Origin of the sequence: Rhizobium sp. BK313 (genome assembly GCF_014193655.1) — a bacterium.
In the GTDB taxonomy this organism is placed as follows: Bacteria; Pseudomonadota; Alphaproteobacteria; order Rhizobiales; family Rhizobiaceae; genus Rhizobium.
Genome location: NZ_JACHZQ010000001.1, coordinates 1,871,547 through 1,890,895, shown reverse-complemented (window position 1 = coordinate 1,890,895; position 19,349 = coordinate 1,871,547). Strand labels below are relative to the sequence as shown.

Below are 19,349 nucleotides of genomic sequence, written 5' to 3'. Positions count from 1 at the left end.
GTTTATCGGCGTCCGCGCGGCGGTCTTGTTCCGGCCTTCTTGCGGGCCGGGCTTTTGTCGCGTCGCGTCGCCTTGTGGAAGGAGCGCACCGCCGTCGGCATGGCGCGGCCGTCGCTGAGCATTTCGAAGCGCAGGGCACCGGCAAGCGGGATTGCTTCCGCCAAACGCACCGTAACGCTGTCGCCAAGACGAAAGCCGAGCCCCGTCTTTTCACCTGTCAACGCCTGATGCGCCTCGTCATAGATGAAATAGTCGGAGCCGAGCGTAGATATAGGGATGAAACCATCGGCGCCATAGTCGGGAAGGGTGACAAAAAGTCCCGACTTGGTGACACCGCCGACACGGACCTCGAATTCCTCGCCGACACGCCCGGCGAGATGATGCGCAATCAGGCGGTCCACGGTCTCGCGCTCGGCGGCCATGGCGCGGCGTTCGAAAGTAGAAATCTCAGCGGCGATGTCGTCGAGCGCTGCTTCCTCGTCCGGCGTGATGCCGCCTTCGCCGAAGCCGAGCGAGCCGACGAGCGCGCGATGCACGATCAGATCCGCATAGCGGCGGATCGGCGAGGTGAAATGCGCATATTTCATCAGGTTCAGGCCGAAATGCCCGATATTGTCGGGGCTATAGATCGCCTGGCTCTGCGAGCGTAGCACCATCTCGTTGACCATGGTCTGATGCGCTGTGCCTTCGGCCTTCGATAGGATGCCATTGAAGCTGTTGGCGCGGACACTGCCGCCCTTGACGAGCGAGATGCCGAGGGTCGCAAGGAACTCGCGCAGCACTTCCTGCTTGGCGAGAGTCGGGCCGTCGTGGATGCGGTAGATCAGCACCTGCCGCTTCTTTTCCAGGGTTTCGGCGGCGGCGACATTTGCCTGGATCATCATTTCTTCGATGAGTTTGTGGGCGTCGAGACGCGGCGGCACGAAGACCCGGTCGACGGTGCCATCCGGCTTCAGCAGGATCTTGCGTTCGGGCATGTCGAGCTCGAGCGGCTGGCGCCGGTCGCGCCCGCGCCTCATGATCTCATAGGCATGCCAGAGCGGCCTCAGGATCGGTTCCAGCATTGGGCCGGTCTTGTCGTCCGGCTTGCCGTCGATCGCCGCCTGCGCCTGTTGATAAGAGAGTTTGGCGGCGCTCTTCATCATGATGCGATGGAAGGTGTGGCCCGCCTTGCGGCCTTCCCTGGAAAAGATCATCCGTACGGCAAGGGCAGGGCGGTCGACGCCTTCCTTGAGGGAGCAGAGATCGTTGGAGATGCGCTCCGGAAGCATCGGCACGACACGATCCGGGAAGTAGACCGAATTGCCGCGTTTCAGCGCCTCCCGATCCAGCGCGGAGCCCGGGCGGACATACCAGGAGACGTCTGCGATGGCGACGGTGACGATCACACCGCCGGGATTGTCGGGCGAGGGGTCCATTTCGGCGTAGACCGCATCGTCATGGTCCTTGGCGTCGGCCGGATCGATGGTGATCAGCGGCAGGCTGCGCCAATCCTCGCGATGCGACATGGTGGCGGGCTTTGCGGCGTCCGCTTCCGCAATGGCGGCCGGCGGGAAGACATGCGGGATGCCGTGCGCATGGATAGCGATCATCGAGATCGCCTTCTCGGAAGCGACGGAGCCGACGACCGACAACACCTTGGCGCGCGGCAGACCGAAACGGCCGAGGCGAGCCACTTCGACCTCGACCAGATCGCCGTCCTTGGCGCCGCCGGTATAATCCGGATCGATGACCATTTCCTCGCCGCGCCGCTCGATCGGCATCAGCCGCCCGCCGCCGCCCGGCGTTTCGCGGAAGACGCCCATGGTCGCGGCCATACGCTTGTCAATGACCTTGATGATGCGTGCGGTATAAGCCGGGCCGCCGCGATCGACAGCCGGAAAGATCTTGGCAAGGATGCGGTCTCCCATGCCGGCGACGGGAGCCTTGCCCTTGCCGTTGCGGCCGGCAGGTGAAGAGGATTGCTTGATCATCACGGCCGGCGCCACGCCGCTGTCTTCCGGCCATTCGGTGGGACGGCCGATCAGCTCGCCGTCCTTGTCGCGCGTGGTAATGTCCAGCACCGCGATGGGCGGCAGCGCCCCGGGGCGGATGAGCGACTTGCGGCTCTTCTGCACCATGCCGTCTTGTTCAAGCTCACGCAGGAGGTTCTTGAGCTCGACGCGGCTCTCGCCCTTCAATCCGAAGGCCTTGGCAAGCTCCCGCTTGGAAGCCTGCTGTGGATGATCGGCGATGAAGCGCAGGATGACCTCGCGCGGCGGCAGGACGCCATGAACGATCGCCATCATCGGCTCTGCATCACCGCTATCTTTCGTCACACGGCCAACCTTGCCGGGGCGTCGCTCCGACGATGAAATTCTGCCGCGCGGTTCTCTGCTCACTCTGCACTCTTCTTTGTTGTCTTGGCCGTCTTCGCCTTGGCGGCGGGGGCCTTTGCAGCCGCCTTGGCCTTTGGCTTGGCGGCAGTCTTGGTCGCCTTACTCGCGGCCGCAGCGGTCTTGGTCTTGGCGGGCGCTTTTGCCGGCTTGCCGCCTCCGGACTTGCCGGCCTTGGCGACGATCAGCGCCAACGCTTCCTCGACTGTAATCGCCTGCGGGTCCGTACCCTTCGGCAGGGTCGCATTGACCTTACCCCAGTTGACGTAGGGACCATACTTGCCGTCGCGCACGGTGATCGAGCCACCGCCGTCCGGATGCGCGCCGAGATCCTTCAAAGCCGCGGGCGTGCCGCTGCGGCTACCGCCGCCTGCCTTGCTTTGCTTTTCGGCAAGAACCGTGACGGCGCGGTTGAGACCGACTGTGAAGACATCCTCGACGGTCTCGAGATTGGCGTAGCTGCCGTCATGCAGCAGGAATGGCCCGTAGCGGCCGATGCCGGACGAGATCATCTTGCCGCTTTCGGGATGCTTGCCAATATCGCGCGGTAGCGAGATCAACGCCATGGCCTTTTCGTAGTCGATATCTTCGGGCTTCCAGCCCTTCGGCAGCGAGGCGCGCTTGGCTTCCTTGCCGTCGCCACGCTGGATATAGGGCCCGAAGCGGCCGGAGCGCAGCGTCAGTTCTTCGCCGGTTACCGGATCGGTGCCGAGTGCCTTCGGCTCGTTCAAGCCGTTGGATTCCGCTTCCGTGCCGCCTTCGGACGAAAGCTGGCGGGTGTAGTTGCATTCCGGATAGTTCGAGCAGCCGACGAAGGCGCCGTATTTGCCGAGCTTCAGCGACAGGTTGCCCGTGCCGCAGACCTGGCAGATGCGCGGGTCGCTGCCGTCTTCGCGCTTCGGGAAGACCAGCGGCGCCAGAGCCTCGTTCAGCGCGTCGAGCACATTGGTGACGCGCAGCTCCTTGGTGTCCTCGATCTGGGCGAAAAAATCGCGCCAGAAGTCACGCAGAACGTCTTTCCAGTTCAGTTCGCCGGCGGAGATGCGGTCGAGCTTCTCTTCGAGATCGGCGGTGAAGTCGTATTCGACGTATTTCGTGAAGAAGCTTTCAAGGAAGGCGGTGACAAGTCGGCCCTTGGCCTGCGGCACCAGCTTGCGCTTGTCGATTGTCACATAGTCGCGGTCGCGCAGCGTCGCCAGCGTCGCCGCATAGGTCGACGGGCGGCCGATGCCGAGTTCTTCCATCTTCTTGATCAGCGATGCTTCCGAATAGCGCGGCGGCGGCTCGGTGAAATGCTGTGTAGAATTGATCTTCTGCTTGGCGAGATTTTCGCGGGCATTGATCTCCGGCAAACGGCCATCTTCGTCGTCGTTATCGTCACTCTGCTCGCCGTCTTCCTTCTGGTCCGTATAGGCGGCGATGAAGCCGTCGAAGCGGATCACCGAACCGACAGCGCGCAGACCCGCCTTCTGGCCGGCATTATCAGCCAGGATCTCCACAGTGGTCCGCTCAATCTCGGCCGAGGCCATCTGGCTGGCGATGCCGCGCTTCCAGATGAGGTCGTAGAGCCGGATCTGGTCGGCATCGAGGAATTTGCGGACGCGGTCCGGCGAACGATCGAAATCGGTCGGACGTATGGCTTCGTGCGCCTCTTGAGCGTTCTTCGCCTTGGTCGAGTAGAAGCGTGCCTTTTCCGGCAGGTAGCGATTGCCGAACTGATCGGCGATAGCGCGCCGTGAGGCGTCGATCGCTTCCGGCGCCATCTGCACGCCGTCCGTACGCATATAGGTAATGAGACCGACGGTCTCGCCGCCGATATCGACACCCTCGTAGAGCTTCTGCGCGACCTGCATCGTGCGGGATGCCGAGAAGCCGAGCTTGGAGGAGGCAGCCTGCTGCAAGGTTGAGGTGGTGAAAGGTGGGCTCGGATTGCGCTTGACCGGCTTTGCCTCGACCGTGTCGACGACATAGGCGGCCCCTTCCAGCAGCGCCTTCAGCTTGCCGGCCTCTTCGCCATTGCCGATCGAGCGCGGCTGCAGGCGCTTGCCGTTGGCAGTCACCAGCCGAGCCTCGAATTCGTCTCCGCGCGGTGTCGTCAGGATCGCTGAGAGGTTCCAATATTCTTCGGAGATGAAACGTTCGATCTCCGACTCGCGGTCGCAGACGAGACGCAGTGCCACCGACTGCACGCGGCCCGCCGAACGGGCGCCAGGCAGCTTGCGCCACAACACCGGCGACAGATTGAAGCCGACGAGGTAGTCAAGCGCGCGGCGGGCGAGGTAGGCATCGACCAGCGGCACATCGATATCGCGTGGCTCAGCCATCGCGTCGAGAACGGCCTTTTTGGTGATGGCGTTGAAAACGACGCGCTTCACCGGCTTGCCGTTGATGACGCGCTTCTTGTTCAAAAGGTCGAGCACATGCCAGGAAATCGCTTCGCCTTCGCGATCCGGGTCGGTCGCGAGAAACAGGCCGTCGGAGGATTTCACCGCGTCGGCGATGTCCTTCATGCGCTTTTGCGAAGCACCATCCACTTCCCAGAGCATTTCGAAGTCCTGATCGGGCAGGACCGAACCATCCTTGGCGGGTAGGTCGCGCACATGGCCGAAGGAGGCAAGAACCTTATATCCGGGTCCCAGATATTTATTGATTGTCTTGGCCTTGGCAGGCGATTCCACCACTACAACGTTCATTATAATTCTCTGAATACGAGGTCGCGCCGGAAAAGGGCGCGGGAGAGGCCGGGTATTTCCGTTTCCCCGGCCTTCCGACATGGACAGGGAATTCGTCGCGGTCAAGAGGCGAAGTCGATTTTTGCGGTCGGTGCGGCGATGCGATCCTTGCAGGATGGCATCAATGCTACAATCCTGGATAAACGTTTCCGGAGCTCCCGGCGGGGTGCTGTCATCATATCGGGATGGTTCGCGACACTTTCAATCCAGCATCGAGATCGACACCAGTCCGCCTGGGTGGCGATGCAGCCGGCCGGCCATGTCCAGTTCGAGAAGCACCGAATGGACGGAGGATACCGATAGACCGGTATGCCGGATGATATCGTCGATCTCAACCGGTGTCGGCCCGAGAACATCGATGATCTGCCAGCGGTCGGTATCGTCTGGTGGCAGCGACAGCGGATTGCCTTTCTTTTCGGTGGGTGCCTCGGCAAGCTGCGCGCGGAAAAGATCGGGTTGAGCCAGCGGCTTCAACGCCTCGATGACGTCGTCCGGGCTGGTCACGATCATCGCGCCGTCCTTGAGCAAACCATTGGTGCCCTCGCAACGCGGATCGAGCGGTGAGCCGGGTACTGCGAACACCAGCCGCCCGAACTCGCCGGCGAGGCGCGCGGTGATCAGCGAGCCGGAGCGCGTTGCCGCCTCGACCACGACCACGCCAAGAGCAATGCCTGATATCAGCCGGTTGCGGCGCGGGAAATCACGTGCCAGTGGCTCCCAGCCGAAGGGCATTTCGCTAACGGCAAGGCCGTTGCCGTCCCATATTTCATTCAGCAGGCCGATGTTCTCCGGCGGGTAGGGCTGGTCGAGCCCACCGGCCATGGCGGCGATCGTGCCGGTTTCCAGACTGGCGCGGTGTGCTGCCGTGTCGATGCCGCGGGCAAGGCCAGAGACGACGGCATAGCCGGCCTGGCCACAGGCGCGAGCGATCATCGCCGTGAATTTGGCGCCACTGATCGAGGCGTTGCGCGAGCCGACGATGCCGATCGCCGGCCGTGTCGCCATCGGCAGACTCCCTTTGACGGCGACAAGCGGCGGCGCACCGTCGATCTCCCTCAGCGCCTGCGGATAGTCCGGTTCGCCGATGGCCAGGAAGCGGGCACCGAAACGATGCGCGGCTTCCAGTTCACGCAGCGCGTCCTGCTCGCTGGCAATACGGATCGCACGCGTCGAACCGCCGCGCTGCGACAGTTCCGGCAATGCGGCGAGTGCGGCTTCGGCGGAGCCGTAATGGCGGATGAGGTCGCGAAAGGTGGAAGGGCCGACATTGTCGGAACGGATCAGGCGGAGCCAGGCGATCCGTTGTTTTTCCGTCAGCGCAATCCCGGTTCGTCCTGCGCTGCCTGTTCCCATTACCCCTTCGCTCCAATCTTGCTTTCCGTGCCGGCGGTCAGCCGGGCAATATTCGCCCTGTGCTTGTACCAGGCGATGATGGTCATCAGCGCCATGGCCGCGGCGATTTTGTCTGCCCCCAGTATCCATAGTGCAACCGGAATGACAAGGGTTGCAACCAGCGCGGAGAGGGAGGAGTAGCGGGTGGTGAAGGCGATGGCCAGCCAGACGATGGCGAAGATCAATGCCATCAACGGCGCGAGGCCCAGCACAATACCCAGATAGGTCGCGACGCCCTTGCCGCCCTTGAAGCCGATCCAGGCTGGGAAGATGTGACCGATGAAGGCGGCAAAGCCGGCGAGCACGCTCGCATCCTCGCCGAAGAAATGCGACACGATCAGCACGGCGACCGTGCCTTTGAGGGCGTCGAGTAGCAGCGTTGCCGCTGCCAGCGGCTTGTTACCGGTGCGCAGCACATTGGTTGCGCCGATATTGCCGGAGCCGATATTGCGGACATCGCCGAGGCCGGCCATGCGCGTCAGAACCAGGCCGAAGGGGATAGATCCGAGCAGGTAGCCGATGACAATAGCTGCCAGTGCCGTCGGCAGGGTCAACTGCCATGTCCAGAAATCCGCCATCACTTTTTATTCCCCATAAGCCTCAGCTTTGCCTAGAGCGCCGTGCATTCATTTGAACGCACAAAGGTCGCTCCATGTTTTTTGAATCTAGAGACTGTGAACCAGCTTGCCCGCGACATAGGTTGCGACCGCCCTGCCGGTCATTCGTGCATCTTCGAATGGTGTATTCTTCGAGCGCGAAAGAAGCATGTCTTTGGCGACAAGCCAAGGCTCGTCGAGATCGATCAAAACGATATCCCCTTTCGCACCAGGCTTCAGCGTCCCGGCATCAAGACCGAAGATCTGCGCGGGCCGTGTCGACATGGCGTCGATCAACCGCATCAGGCTCACTTCGCCGCTGTGATGCAGCCGAAGTGCAGCGGCAAGCAGCGTCTCCAGCCCGATCGCGCCGTCCTCCGCCTCTCCAAAAGGCAGGCGCTTGGTATCTACATCCTGTGGGTCGTGCGACGAAACGATGATGTCGATGGTGCCGTCTGCAAGCGCCTCGATCATGGCCGTGCGGTCATCCTCGGAACGCAGCGGCGGATAGAGCTTGAAGAAGGTGCGGTATTCGCCGATGTCGTTTTCGTTGAGGGCCAGATTGTTGATCGAGATGCCGCAGGTGACCTTTGCACCGCGCGAGCGGGCGAGGCGGATGGCCTCGGCCGATTCCGGCACCGAAATCATCGCGGCGTGATAATGGCTACGGGTCAGAGCCGCGATCCTCAGATCCCGTTCGAGCGGAATGAGCTCGGCTTCCTTCGGAATACCTGAAAGCCCCAGCCAGCTCGCAAGCAGCCCCTCATGCATGACGCCATTGGCGCCGAGATATTTGTCGCGGGTCTCACAGGAGATAACCGCGCCGAATTCGCGCGCATAGGTCATGATGCGACGCAGGATCTGCGTGTCGTAGACGCCGGAATGCGCGTCGGTGAAGACCACGGCGCCGGCTTCCCTGAGCAGACCGATTTCCGTCATCTCCTCGCCGGCGAGACCCTTGGTGATTGCTGCTGCCGGATAGACATTGACGACGGCCGTGTCGCGCGCTGTCTTTTTCACGAACTCGACAAGCGCAATGTCGTCGATGACGGGATCGGTATCCGGCATCATGATGAAGGAGGTAACGCCGCCGGCCGCAGCCGCACGGCTCGCCGAAGCGATGGTCTCGCGATGTTCACCGCCGGGCTCGCCGACATGGACGCGAGCGTCGACAAGACCGGGCGCGGCGACGAGGCCGGTGCAATCCCGTACCACAGTCCCCTTCGAAGCCGCATGACTGCGCACATCTTTGCCGGCAGCGAGGATGACGCCGTTTTCGACGATGATCGTGCCGACCTCGTCGAGATTGCGCGAGGGATCGATGATACGGACGTTCTGGAGGACGATCGAGTTGCTCATGCGCCAGCTCCCTCGGTGCGCGGCCCCTGGTTTTGTGAGATCAGCAGCGCCTCCATGACCGCCATGCGTACAGCGACACCCATTTCCACTTGCTCGGCGATGACGCTTTGCGGGCCGTCGGCCACCTCAGAGGCAATCTCGACGCCGCGGTTCATCGGACCGGGATGCATGACCAGCGCATCCTCCTTGGCCGCCTTCAGCGTCTCGGCATCGAGCCCATAGAAATGATAGTATTCGCGCACCGAAGGCACGAAGGCACCGGACATGCGCTCTCGCTGCAACCGCAGCATCATCACCACGTCGGCGTCCTTCAGCCCTTCCTTCATTGAATGGAAGACTTCCACGCCCATGTCGGCGATCCCCGAGGGCAGCAGCGTGGCCGGCGCAACGACCCGGATCCGTGCGCCCATGGCGCCGAGCAGCAGCGTGTTCGAGCGTGCGACGCGCGAATGCAGGACGTCGCCGCAAATCGCCACAGTGATGCGCGAAAGCTTGCCCTTGGCCCGGCGGATGGTCAGCGCGTCGAGCAATGCCTGCGTCGGATGCTCGTGCTGGCCGTCGCCGGCATTCACGACAGAGCAGGAGACCTTTTGGGCGAGAAGCGCAGCGGCACCCGCACTCGAATGGCGGATGACGAGAACATCGGGGCGCATGGCGTTCAGCGTCATCGCCGTATCGATCAGCGTTTCGCCCTTCTTCACCGAGGAATTGCCGACCGACATGTTCATGACGTCGGCACCGAGCCGCTTGCCGGCCAGTTCGAAGGAGGCCTGTGTGCGGGTGGAAGCCTCGAAAAAGAGATTGATCTGCGTCAACCCGCGAAGCGTCGATGTCTTCTTTTCGCGCTGGCGGCTGATCTTCACCGCCTCGTCGGCCTTGTCGAGAAGATAGGTGATATCTTGTTCGGTGAGGCCCTTGATGCCGATGAGGTGGCGGTGGGGAAAGAAGACCATGAACCTGCCCTCTGGATTTCGTCAGGGGGTCTATAAAGAGGGAGCGCCTCAGGGGCAAGCGTGGGCTTTCGTCACGCCCGTTTGTTCCCCATGCAATTTCGCCCGAATCCCGCTACAGCAGCTATGCTGTTGGGAGACGAAACTTCCAGTTTCCTTTTGCAACCCTCTTGTTCTACAAGCGATCCATGACCCAAACGACCCGGACTGACGACACATTTGCCGAACTGAACCAGCCGAGCCTCTGGTCCGGCATCAATGCCTATCGTTCCGATCCGTTGATCGTCGATTTGACGTCTGGTCTGCCGCGCTCGACGCGAGACGATCTCGAGCAGATGGGCCGTTACGTCACCTCGCACGAGGCGCAGGAACTGGCGCGCATGGCGAATCAGGGCGTGCCGCAACTGCGCACCCACGGCCCGCGCGGTGAACGGCTGGATGTGGTCGAGTTCCATCCGGCCTGGCATGCGCTGATGCGCCGCTCCATGTCGTCGGGCCTGCATTCCTCGATCTGGGATCCCCAGGCCGATCCGGACGCGAAAGGCCAGTCGCATAAGGTTCGCGCCGCGCGCTTTTACCTGACGGCACAGTTGGAATGCGGCCATCTCTGCCCGCTGACCATGACCAGCGCTTCGGTCGCCGCGATGATGGCGTCTCCGGCGGTCCAGAAGGATTGGGCGCCGAAGGTTCTCTCGCGCAAATATGATTCGTCCAACAAGCCGGCCATGCAGAAGTCCGCTGTCACCATCGGCATGGGCATGACGGAAAAGCAGGGCGGCACGGATGTGCGCGCCAACAAGACGACCGCCGACAAGGTCAGTGACGGCATCTATCGGCTCTCGGGCCACAAATGGTTCATGTCGGCACCGATGAGCGATGCCTTCATCATGCTGGCGCAGACCAAGGACGGGATGGGTTGCTTCCTGGTGCCACGCCTGCTCGAGGACGGTTCGGCCAATGGACTGCAGTTCCAGCGGCTGAAGGACAAGCTCGGCAATCGCTCGAACGCCTCTTCCGAAGTCGAGTTCAGCGATACCTTTGGCTTCCTGCTCGGCGCGCCAGATGGCGGCATTCGCACCATTCTCGATATGGTGACGCTGACGCGCCTCGATTGTGCTCTTGCGTCCGCCGGCATCATGCGTGCTTCGCTCGCCGAAGCCGTGCACCATGCGCGCGGCCGCAGCGTCTTCGGCAAGATGCTGGTTCAGCAACCGATCATGACGCGCGTGCTTGCCGACATGGCGCTCGATGTCGCCGCCGCAACCGCGCTCGCCTTCCGCCTGGCGGAAGCCTTCGACAAGGCAAGCAGCAGCAGCGAAGACGCGGCCTATGCCCGCGTCATGACGCCGGTCGCCAAATATTGGTGCTGCAAGATCGCACCCGCGCTGATCTACGAGGCGATGGAGTGCATCGGCGGCAGCGGCTATATCGAAGAACGCCCGATCGCAAGGCATTACCGCGAAGCGCCGGTCAATGCGATTTGGGAAGGCTCTGGCAATGTCATGGCGCTGGACGTGCTGCGCGTTCTGAACCGGGGCAGGGACCTGTTCGAAACCGTCTTTGCCGGCCTTGCCCGCGACCTCGGCCCGGCCGGCAAGAAGACCATCGATGTTCTGCGCGCCGCCATGGCGCTTTGCGAGCAGGACGAGGGAGCGGCCCGCCTGCTGATCGAACAGATGGCGCTTGCCGCCGGCGCCGCCGAACTCTATCGGCTCGGCGCAGGCAAGATCGCCGATGCCTTCATCGAAACCCGCCTGGCGGGCGGCTGGCGTTCCACTTACGGCATGCTGGATGCGCGGTTCGATGCGAGCTATATTGTGGATTTGCTCTATCCACCGGCGACTTAGAGCCGTGAAGGCCATTTTAAATATGCCGTTGGCTCCCACCTGATCTATTATCGGCAGCAAGATGCCGACATTGCCATCATTAGAATATTGCACAGGCGAATGGACGTTAGTCGTCACCTCTAGAGGGCTTTCGCGACCTCAGTCGATGATAGTCTCCTTATATTCCACCGCCCACAAAGGTCCTCCATGATCACCCTCCGCCCCGTCCATTCCAACGACATCGACCAGCTCTATGCCATCTCCCTGGCCACCGGCGATGCCGGCAAGGATGCCACGGCGCTCCATCGCGATGGGCGGATGATCGGGCATATCTATTCGGTCCCCTACGCGGTGCTTAGCCCGGAAACCGTCTTCGTCGCGGAAGAAGGGGAAGGTGTCTGCGGCTATATCGCCGGCGCCTTCGATACGGTTGCTTTCGAGGAAAGACTGGAGCGTGAGTGGTGGCCGGAGCTGCGCAAACGCTATGCGGAGCCATCCGGCGATCCCTCGACCTGGGATGCGGATCAGCAGAGAAGTTTTGCGATCCACCGCCCGAGGCGAACGCCCGCTGCTCTTACCGATCCGTTTCCGGCGCATATTCATATGAATCTTCTGCCACACACGCAGGGGCAGGGCATCGGCAGTGCGCTTCTCGATAGATGGCTCTCGAATGCCCGCGCCCACAGCGTTAAAGGCGTGCATTTGGGCGCAAATGTCGGCAATCACAATGGGGTGCGCTTCTGGGCATCACGCGGATTTTCCCGGCTGCAACTGCCGCCGGGATTGGCCTCGGAAAGCACCGTCTGGTTCGGCCAATATCTCTAATCTGTGGATTCCACAGTTTTAAATGTATCGAAGCTCATCGCGTCATTGTTAGCTTATGTACGGCTTGTTATTCACCGGCTGGTGACAGGTTGGAGCCGACACGATGCCGAGCGCAAACGCCGTTCTGAAAAATCCGATCGAAACGCCGGCTGAGCCGGAGAAGCGGGTGCGCAACCGCGCCGCCACCGAACAGGCGATCCTCGACTCCGCCAAACGGTTGTTAGCGGAAGAAGGGTTCCAGAATTTTGGCATCAACGCCGTCGCCCGCGGCGCCGGTTGCGACAAGCAACTGATCTATCGCTATTACGGCGGCCTCGATGGTCTGGTAGAGGCGATCGGCACTGATCTCGGTAGTTGGGTGAAGGATCGCATCCCCGACGATACCGGCGGTATGTTCCTGTTGACCTATGGCGATCTGATGGAACGGCTGGCCCTGCTTTTCCTCGATGCGTTGCGGGCCGATCCGCTGATGCGCCGCATCGTCGCTTGGGAGGTGTCAGAGAATACCGAGCAGGTGCGGCGGCTTTCGGAAGCTCGCTCGAAGGCGCTTGCCGGCTGGATCGACCGCATGCGCGGCTCGCTGACCCCACCGAAGGGGATCGATGCGGTGGGCGTCAATGCCATGATCTTCGCCGCCATACAGCATCTCGTTCTTTCGGCGACCGTTAGCGGTCAATGTGCCGGTCTTGCACTGAAAACGCCGAAGGATTGGGAGAAGGCCGCCACCGCACTGAAGCGGATCGTACGTGGCGTTTACGGCTGACCTTCCAGTCGCGCAAGAGATATCCACAACTCCGCTCGGCCGTTAACCTTAACAAATGGTTTACATTGCGCCGCATCGGTTAACTCGCCACTGTGCGAAGACCGATTGTTAACCACCAAGCGTGCAGCCATGGGGTCCAGACCCGCAAAAATCGCGTTTCTTGTCGCGGCGATGATGTTCTTCGCCGTTCTGGCACTAGATATAACTGTGCCGGCACTGGTGTTGAGCGCCATGGCACTGTCGAATTGGCTGGTCCTTTCGACTGAAGCGACGCAATACCAGCGTCGAAGGGGAACCGCATGAAGTGGTTGCTGATATTCTGGGCCGCGCCTGTCTCGTTTCTCGGGGCGTGGTACTACCTGTCGTACTACGACATGAGTTTCGGCGTCTTCATGTTCACGCGGCAGATGCACGACCTCGTCTTCCAGATCTATGGCAAGATCCTCGGCATTCCGCCCGAGACCATTCCGCCGTTGGTCGCCCGTGCCATCGCGTTCGACAGCCTGTTGGTCTTCGCCATCCTCGGCTTTCGCAAACGCGCCGTCATCCTGGCATGGTGGAAGAGCCGTCAGGCCTCGAGATCGGGAAACACCGGCCTGCCGAGCGCCGAAAGCCTGTCCAAAGCTCCCTGAAGAATGAAGCTGGCGGCGGCCGAGTCGATGCGCTCGGCGCGCTTGGCGCGTGACACGTCCATTTCCAGGAGCGCCCGCTCGGCAGCGACGGTTGACAACCGCTCATCCCAGAAGACGAAGGGCAGGGCGGTCTTGTCGGCCATGCTGCGCACGAAGGCCCGCGTCGCCTGCACGCGGGGCCCGGCCGAACCATCCATGTTCATCGGCAGGCCGATGACGAAGGCCGCGACTTTTTCCTTTTCGGCGAAGGCAAGCAGCACCTGGGCATCCTGTGTGAACTTTACGCGCTTGATCACCGGACGCGGCGTCGCGAACCGCCGGCCGAGATCGGACATGGCGAGCCCGATTGTCTTGGTGCCGAGATCGAGCCCGGCGATCGGCTGGCTGGGCAGGAGCATAACGGCGAGGTCTTCAATGGTCAGCGTCGTCATCAGGCTCTCATCCCCGTCAAAACAAATTGAAGTCGGCACCGCTTTTCTTTGTGGCGGTTTCGGATATGTCCTAAGACACCAGTCTTGCATTTGAAATCAAGCATTAAGGAGAAAATCCATGAAGATCACTTGGCTCGGCCACGCCGCTTTCCGTATCGAAACGGCCAAGGCGAAAATCCTTATCGACCCTTTTCTGAGCTATAATCAGTCCTTCGCCGGCACGGGGCTCTGCATCAAGGATGCCGCCGCCGGCGTCACGCATATTCTTTTGACCCACGGCCATGCCGATCATGTCGGCGATACCGTTCAGATCGCCAAGGACACCGGCGCCGTCGTTCTCGCCAATGCCGATCTCGCCGCCTGGCTCGGCTCCAAGGGTGTAGAGAAGCTGGAAATGGGCAATACCGGCGGTACGGTCGGTCTCGGCGGCTTTTCGGCCACCTTCACCAATGCGCTGCATTCGTCCGCCCAGCTCACTGAGGACGGTGTTTCGCATTCTCTTGGCAACCCGAACGGCCTGATGCTGCATTTCGATGACGAGCCGACGCTGTTCCACATGGGCGATACGGACATCTTCTCCGACATGGGCCTGATCAACGAACTGCACCGGCCGGACATCGGCATCGTGCCGATCGGCGACCGCTTCACCATGGGCGGCGCCGTTGCCGCGCTCGCCTGCCAGCGCTTCTTCAACTTCAAGACCGCCATTCCCTGCCACTACGGCACTTTCCCGATCATCGACCAGACACCGGAAAAGTTCATCGCTGGCCTCGAAGGTTCGAAGACGGCGGTCGCAGCGCCCAAGCCGGGCGAGAGCGTTTCCGCCTAACAAAAGTACGTTGCGTATGGCGGACATGGTCTTTATAGCGGGTAGGAAAATCCTATCCGGAGAATGCCATGTCCGTCGATCTTGCCACCGTGAAACGCGTCGCCCATCTTGCCCGCATCGCCGTCAGCAATGACGAGGCCGAGCGGATGATGGGCGAACTGAACGGCATCCTGGGCTTCGTCGAGCAGCTTTCCGAAGTGAATGTCGATGGTGTCGAGGCCATGACCTCCGTCACGCCAATGGCGATGAAGAAGCGAACAGACGATGTTACCGACGGCAGTAAGGCCTCCGACATCGTCGCCAACGCGCCGGTCACAGATCATAATTTCTTCATGGTGCCCAAAGTCGTCGAATAACGGCTCGCTTCGAGCCTGTTCCGACCCATTGCCCTTTTTCCAAATCTGAAGCGAAACACGATGAGCGAACTGACCAGCCTGACCATTGCCGAAGCCCGCGACAAGCTGCGCGCCAAGGACATCACCGCTACCGAACTGACCGAGGCCTATCTCTCGGCGATCGACGCGGCCAATGGTCAGTTCAACGCCTATGTCAAGGTGACGCCGGAAAAGGCGCGCGATATGGCCAAGGCATCGGACGCGCGTCTTGCCGCCGGCAAGGCCGGGGCGCTTGAAGGCATTCCACTGGGCATTAAGGACCTGTTCGGAACCGAAGGCGTCCACACCCAGGCCTGCAGCCACATTCTCGACGGTTTCGAGCCACGCTACGAGTCGACCGTTACCCAGAACCTTTGGAATGACGGCGCCGTCATGCTGGGCAAACTCAACATGGATGAGTTCGCCATGGGCTCCTCCAACGAGACCTCCTACTACGGCCCGGTCATCAACCCTTGGCGCGCTGCCGGCTCCAACCAGCAGCTCGTTCCCGGAGGTTCCTCCGGCGGTTCGGCCGCTGCCGTCGCCGCGCATCTCTGCGCCGGCGCGACTGCTACCGACACCGGCGGCTCCATCCGCCAGCCTGCTGCCTTCACCGGCACGGTTGGCATCAAGCCGACCTATGGCCGCTGCTCGCGCTGGGGCGTCGTCGCCTTCGCCTCCTCGCTTGACCAGGCCGGTCCGATCGCCCGCGACGTCCGCGATGCGGCGATCCTGCTGAAATCAATGGCCAGCGTCGATACCAAGGATACGACCTCCGTCGATCTGCCGGTGCCGGACTACGAAGCCTCGCTCGGCCAGTCGCTGAAGGGCATGAAAATCGGCATCCCGAACGAATACCGCGTCGATGGCATGCCGGAAGAGATCGAAACGCTCTGGCAGCAGGGCATCGCCTGGCTGAAGGATGCGGGCGCCGAGATCGTCAACATCTCCCTGCCGCACACGAAATACGCTTTGCCAGCCTATTACATCGTAGCGCCGGCCGAAGCCTCGTCGAACCTCGCACGCTACGATGGCGTGCGTTACGGCCTGCGCGTCGACGGCAAGGATATCGTCGACATGTACGAGAAGACGCGCGCTGCGGGCTTCGGCCAGGAAGTCAAGCGCCGCATCATGATCGGCACCTACGTGCTGTCAGCCGGCTACTACGACGCTTATTACCTGCGTGCCCAGAAGGTCCGCACGCTGATCAAGCGCGACTTCGAACTCGCCTTCCACGCCGGCGTCGACGCCATCCTCACGCCCGCCACGCCGTCATCGGCCTTCGGCATTGCCGACGAGAACCTCGCTTCCGATCCGGTCAAGATGTACCTCAACGACATCTTCACGGTGACGGTCAACATGGCCGGTCTCCCCGGCATCGCCGTCCCCGCCGGCCTCGACCCGAAGGGCCTGCCGCTCGGCCTGCAGCTCATCGGCAAGCCGTTCGACGAAGAGACGCTGTTCAGGACAGCGCATGTCATCGAACAGGCCGCCGGCAGGTTCACCCCGGCGAAGTGGTGGTAAACAGCGGCCAGTAACGCCTGCATCAAAACTGCAAAAGATAAACTGGAGCTCCGTGAGGGCCCCACTGTCTTCAGTTTATCTATTGTCCAGCTGCGCCCTCACCAACCTCAATCCCTGCTCGGTAATCCGATAAGGATGACCGCCGGAGGATTTTATGGCCCTCAGGCGTTTGAGTTTGCGGAAGAGCTCGAGCCCGAAACCGGGATAGAGCCAGCCGTCGCGTGTGAAGCAACTAGCGGTCTCTATCTTTTTGTTTTCAGAGCGGTTGATTTCGATGCGGCCGCCTTGGGCGAGCAAATGCAGGATGCGCTGTTCAGCGCGGGAAATGTCCATGGTTGTCAAGATCCGGAAAGCGCCATAAGGCGCAACAAAACGATCCGACGCTCCCGTTAGTGGAAGTCGGGGCTTCGTTTCGGGCCCAGCGCGCAAGAAGACTTGCGGGCGGGGCCTTTACCGGGTCTGAGAAAAGGTGGACATCAAAACTCCATCGACACCGCGAGCCTAACGCAGGTTGTAGCCAGCGGTCAAGTTTCACCCTTGTTAAACATAGGCCGCCATCGCGCGCCCAATCTCATTTGGCGGCTGGAAAAAGCCCTTTTCCGGTGTTTTACTGTCGAAAACGGCGGGGGCCCGATGATCCATATTCGCAATGCGCACGAGGGAGAGACGGAGATATTGGTCAATATCGGCCTGCGGTCATGGCAGACGGCCATGGGATCGATCGGCGGCACGGATGCGTTGTTGGAAAGCGCCAGCGAAGCCTTCTCGAATTTCACCCGCGGGGCCTGGCTGACGATCACCGTCGTGGAGCTGAACGGGCTGGTCGCCGGTTGGGCGGCGCGTGAGGCCCTGGATGAGAATATCTCCGATTTCTGGATCGATCCCGATCATTTGCGACGGGGACTTGGTTCCGCGCTGCTGGCACAGATCGAGAAGGACGTTCTCGGGCAGGGGCTGGAGAAGGTCGCAGTGCAGACTCACGCCGGCAACACCGATGCGATCGAATTCTTCAAGGCGCATGGCTATGCCATCCATTGGCTCTCCGTCGACTATTCTCCGAAGCTCGATCGTGACGTGCCGACCGTCGGACTTTCAAAAGCGCTGCTCGATAGCAGCGACGGAACCTATGGCTTGGGCATATAGGTTCCGCGCGGTGCTGAAAGCCTTGCACCGCACCGCCAATTGCTCTACCTCACAAAGTTCAGAAGAACAGCATCTCAAGAGCCTCTCATGACCATTGTCGACGTCCGTACGCCAGATCCGAAGCGCTTCATTCCCGGTGCCACCGGTGATTGGGAAGTTGTCGTCGGGATGGAAGTCCATGCCCAGGTGTTGAGCAAATCCAAGCTCTTCTCCGGTGCTTCGACCGAGTTCGGCAAGCCGCAGAATTCCAATGTCTCGCTGGTCGACGCTGCCATGCCGGGCATGCTGCCCGTCATCAATGAGGAATGCGTCAAGCAGGCTGTGCGCACCGGTCTCGGCCTGAAGGCTCAGATCAACAAGCGCTCGGTCTTCGACCGCAAGAACTATTTCTATCCCGATCTGCCGCAAGGCTATCAGATCTCGCAGTATAAGGACCCGATCGTCGGCGAGGGCAAGATCGTCATCTCGCTCGGTCCGGATCGCCAAGGCCAGTTCGAGGACATCGAGATCGGCATCGAACGCTTGCACCTGGAGCAGGATGCCGGCAAGTCGATGCACGACCAGCACGCTACTATGTCCTATGTCGACCTGAACCGATCCGGCGTGGCGCTGATGGAAATCGTTTCGAAGCCGGACATGCGTTCGTCGGATGAGGCGAAGGCCTACATGACCAAGCTGCGCTCGATCGTGCGCTATCTCGGCACCTGCGATGGCAACATGGACGAAGGCTCCATGCGCGCCGACGTCAACGTCTCCGTACGCCGCCCCGGCGGCGAGTTCGGCACGCGCTGCGAGATCAAGAACGTCAATTCCATCCGCTTCATCGGCCAGGCGATCGAATACGAAGCACGCCGCCAGATCGGCATTCTGGAGGACGGCGGCGCGATCGACCAGGAAACCCGTCTGTTCGATCCGAACAAGGGCGAGACCCGCTCCATGCGCTCGAAGGAAGACGCGCACGACTACCGCTACTTCCCCGATCCAGATCTGCTGCCGCTCGAATTCGACGATGCCTTCATCAAGGATCTGGAAGTGCATCTGCCGGAACTGCCCGACGACAAGAAGGAGCGCTTCGTGCGCGAGCTTGGCCTGTCGGTCTATGACGCCTCGGTGCTTGTCTCGGAAAAGGCGATTGCCGATTATTTCGAGGCTGTCGCCGCTGGCCGTGACGGTAAGATCGCGGCAAACTGGGTGATCAACGACCTCTTGGGCGCCTTGAACAGGACCGGCAAAACCATTGAAGAGACTCCGGTTTCGCCCACCCAGCTCGGCGCCATCATCGACCTGATCAAGGCCGAAACCATCTCCGGCAAGATCGCCAAGGACCTGTTCGAGATCGTGCTCACCGAAGGTGGCGACCCGACCGAGATCGTCGAAGCCCGCGGCATGAAGCAGGTCACCGATACCGGCGCCATCGAGAAGGCCGTCGACGAGATCATCGCCGCAAATCCGGATCAGGTTGCCAAGGTCAAAGCCAAGCCGACGCTTGCCGGCTGGTTCGTCGGTCAGGTGATGAAGTCGACCGGTGGCAAGGCCAATCCGCAGGCCGTGCAGGCTCTCGTCAAGGCCAAGCTCGGCATCGAAGAGGAATAGGCCCA

At 61.4% G+C, this 19,349-nt stretch carries 17 protein-coding genes and 1 pseudogene; 10 read left to right on the top strand and 8 right to left on the bottom strand.

All coding sequences use genetic code 11. From position 1 onward, the window contains the following. Window positions 1-2: 2 nt before the first annotated feature. The 6 genes from rnr to FHT86_RS09050 all read right to left on the bottom strand — a co-directional run bounded on the left by rnr (window position 3) and on the right by FHT86_RS09050 (window position 9,407). A complete protein-coding gene (rnr, locus tag FHT86_RS09075) occupies window positions 3-2,381 on the bottom strand; it encodes a ribonuclease R (protein ID WP_133706491.1) in 2,379 nt (792 codons plus the stop codon). Continuing rightward, window positions 2,378-5,068 (bottom strand): type I DNA topoisomerase, encoded by a 2,691-nt coding sequence (topA, locus tag FHT86_RS09070; protein ID WP_133706490.1) that lies wholly within the window; start codon window positions 5,066-5,068, stop codon window positions 2,378-2,380. The genes rnr and topA overlap by 4 nt, the downstream gene beginning before the upstream one ends. Window positions 5,069-5,308: 240 nt before the next feature. Next, window positions 5,309-6,460, bottom strand: coding sequence for a DNA-processing protein DprA (gene dprA, locus FHT86_RS09065; RefSeq protein ID WP_133706489.1), 1,152 nt, complete (start codon window positions 6,458-6,460; stop codon window positions 5,309-5,311). Continuing rightward, window positions 6,460-7,077 carry a glycerol-3-phosphate 1-O-acyltransferase PlsY gene (gene plsY, locus FHT86_RS09060; protein WP_133706488.1) on the bottom strand — a complete coding sequence of 206 codons (618 nt, stop codon included), beginning with the start codon at window positions 7,075-7,077 and terminating at the stop codon, window positions 6,460-6,462. The genes dprA and plsY overlap by 1 nt, the downstream gene beginning before the upstream one ends. Window positions 7,078-7,164: 87 nt before the next feature. After that, complete coding sequence (locus tag FHT86_RS09055; RefSeq protein WP_133706487.1) at window positions 7,165-8,454, bottom strand: dihydroorotase; 1,290 nt, start codon at window positions 8,452-8,454, stop codon at window positions 7,165-7,167. Then, window positions 8,451-9,407, bottom strand: a complete 957-nt coding sequence (locus FHT86_RS09050) for an aspartate carbamoyltransferase catalytic subunit (protein WP_133706486.1) — start codon at window positions 9,405-9,407, stop codon at window positions 8,451-8,453. The genes FHT86_RS09055 and FHT86_RS09050 overlap by 4 nt, the downstream gene beginning before the upstream one ends. A gap of 185 nt (window positions 9,408-9,592) precedes the next feature. Between FHT86_RS09050 and FHT86_RS09045 the strand changes: the two genes are divergently transcribed. From FHT86_RS09045 to FHT86_RS09025, 5 genes and pseudogenes are all read left to right on the top strand, one after another. Continuing rightward, window positions 9,593-11,251, top strand: a complete 1,659-nt coding sequence (locus FHT86_RS09045; RefSeq protein WP_133706485.1) for an acyl-CoA dehydrogenase family protein — start codon at window positions 9,593-9,595, stop codon at window positions 11,249-11,251. Between the two features lie 18 nt (window positions 11,252-11,269). Then, window positions 11,270-11,374 (top strand): annotated as a pseudogene (locus FHT86_RS09040) (type II toxin-antitoxin system RelE/ParE family toxin); the annotation flags it as partial. Window positions 11,375-11,437: 63 nt separating this feature from the next. Continuing rightward, window positions 11,438-12,055 (top strand): GNAT family N-acetyltransferase, encoded by a 618-nt coding sequence (locus FHT86_RS09035; protein WP_133706484.1) that lies wholly within the window; start codon window positions 11,438-11,440, stop codon window positions 12,053-12,055. Window positions 12,056-12,158: 103 nt separating this feature from the next. Then, entirely contained in the window at window positions 12,159-12,818 is a 660-nt protein-coding gene (locus FHT86_RS09030; RefSeq protein WP_133706483.1) for a TetR/AcrR family transcriptional regulator, read from the top strand. Between the two features lie 299 nt (window positions 12,819-13,117). Continuing rightward, window positions 13,118-13,450 carry a DUF6105 family protein gene (locus tag FHT86_RS09025; protein WP_133706482.1) on the top strand — a complete coding sequence of 111 codons (333 nt, stop codon included), beginning with the start codon at window positions 13,118-13,120 and terminating at the stop codon, window positions 13,448-13,450. On the opposite strand, the gene ruvX is transcribed toward FHT86_RS09025, so the two are convergent. After that, entirely contained in the window at window positions 13,387-13,881 is a 495-nt protein-coding gene (gene ruvX, locus FHT86_RS09020) for a Holliday junction resolvase RuvX (protein WP_133706481.1), read from the bottom strand. The two genes, FHT86_RS09025 and ruvX, sit on opposite strands and share 64 nt — an antisense overlap. A 118-nt stretch (window positions 13,882-13,999) precedes the next feature. On the opposite strand from ruvX, the gene FHT86_RS09015 reads away from it, so the two are divergent. The 3 genes from FHT86_RS09015 (at window position 14,000) to gatA (ending at window position 16,608) form a co-directional block, all read left to right on the top strand. Then, complete coding sequence (locus tag FHT86_RS09015) at window positions 14,000-14,710, top strand: metal-dependent hydrolase (protein WP_133706480.1); 711 nt, start codon at window positions 14,000-14,002, stop codon at window positions 14,708-14,710. Window positions 14,711-14,778: 68 nt separating this feature from the next. Beyond that, on the top strand, window positions 14,779-15,066 hold the full coding sequence (gatC, locus tag FHT86_RS09010; protein WP_133706479.1) for an Asp-tRNA(Asn)/Glu-tRNA(Gln) amidotransferase subunit GatC: 288 nt from the start codon (window positions 14,779-14,781) through the stop codon (window positions 15,064-15,066). Window positions 15,067-15,126: 60 nt separating this feature from the next. Then, window positions 15,127-16,608 carry an Asp-tRNA(Asn)/Glu-tRNA(Gln) amidotransferase subunit GatA gene (gene gatA / locus FHT86_RS09005; RefSeq protein ID WP_133706478.1) on the top strand — a complete coding sequence of 494 codons (1,482 nt, stop codon included), beginning with the start codon at window positions 15,127-15,129 and terminating at the stop codon, window positions 16,606-16,608. A gap of 75 nt (window positions 16,609-16,683) precedes the next feature. Here gatA and FHT86_RS09000 read toward each other — a convergent pair whose 3' ends face one another. Next, window positions 16,684-16,941 carry a YjhX family toxin gene (locus tag FHT86_RS09000; protein ID WP_133706477.1) on the bottom strand — a complete coding sequence of 86 codons (258 nt, stop codon included), beginning with the start codon at window positions 16,939-16,941 and terminating at the stop codon, window positions 16,684-16,686. 300 nt (window positions 16,942-17,241) lie between these two features. Between FHT86_RS09000 and FHT86_RS08995 the strand changes: the two genes are divergently transcribed. Next, window positions 17,242-17,751, top strand: coding sequence for a GNAT family N-acetyltransferase (locus FHT86_RS08995; protein ID WP_133706476.1), 510 nt, complete (start codon window positions 17,242-17,244; stop codon window positions 17,749-17,751). Window positions 17,752-17,838: 87 nt separating this feature from the next. Further along, entirely contained in the window at window positions 17,839-19,344 is a 1,506-nt protein-coding gene (gatB, locus tag FHT86_RS08990; RefSeq protein WP_133706475.1) for an Asp-tRNA(Asn)/Glu-tRNA(Gln) amidotransferase subunit GatB, read from the top strand. Window positions 19,345-19,349: the final 5 nt, after the last annotated feature.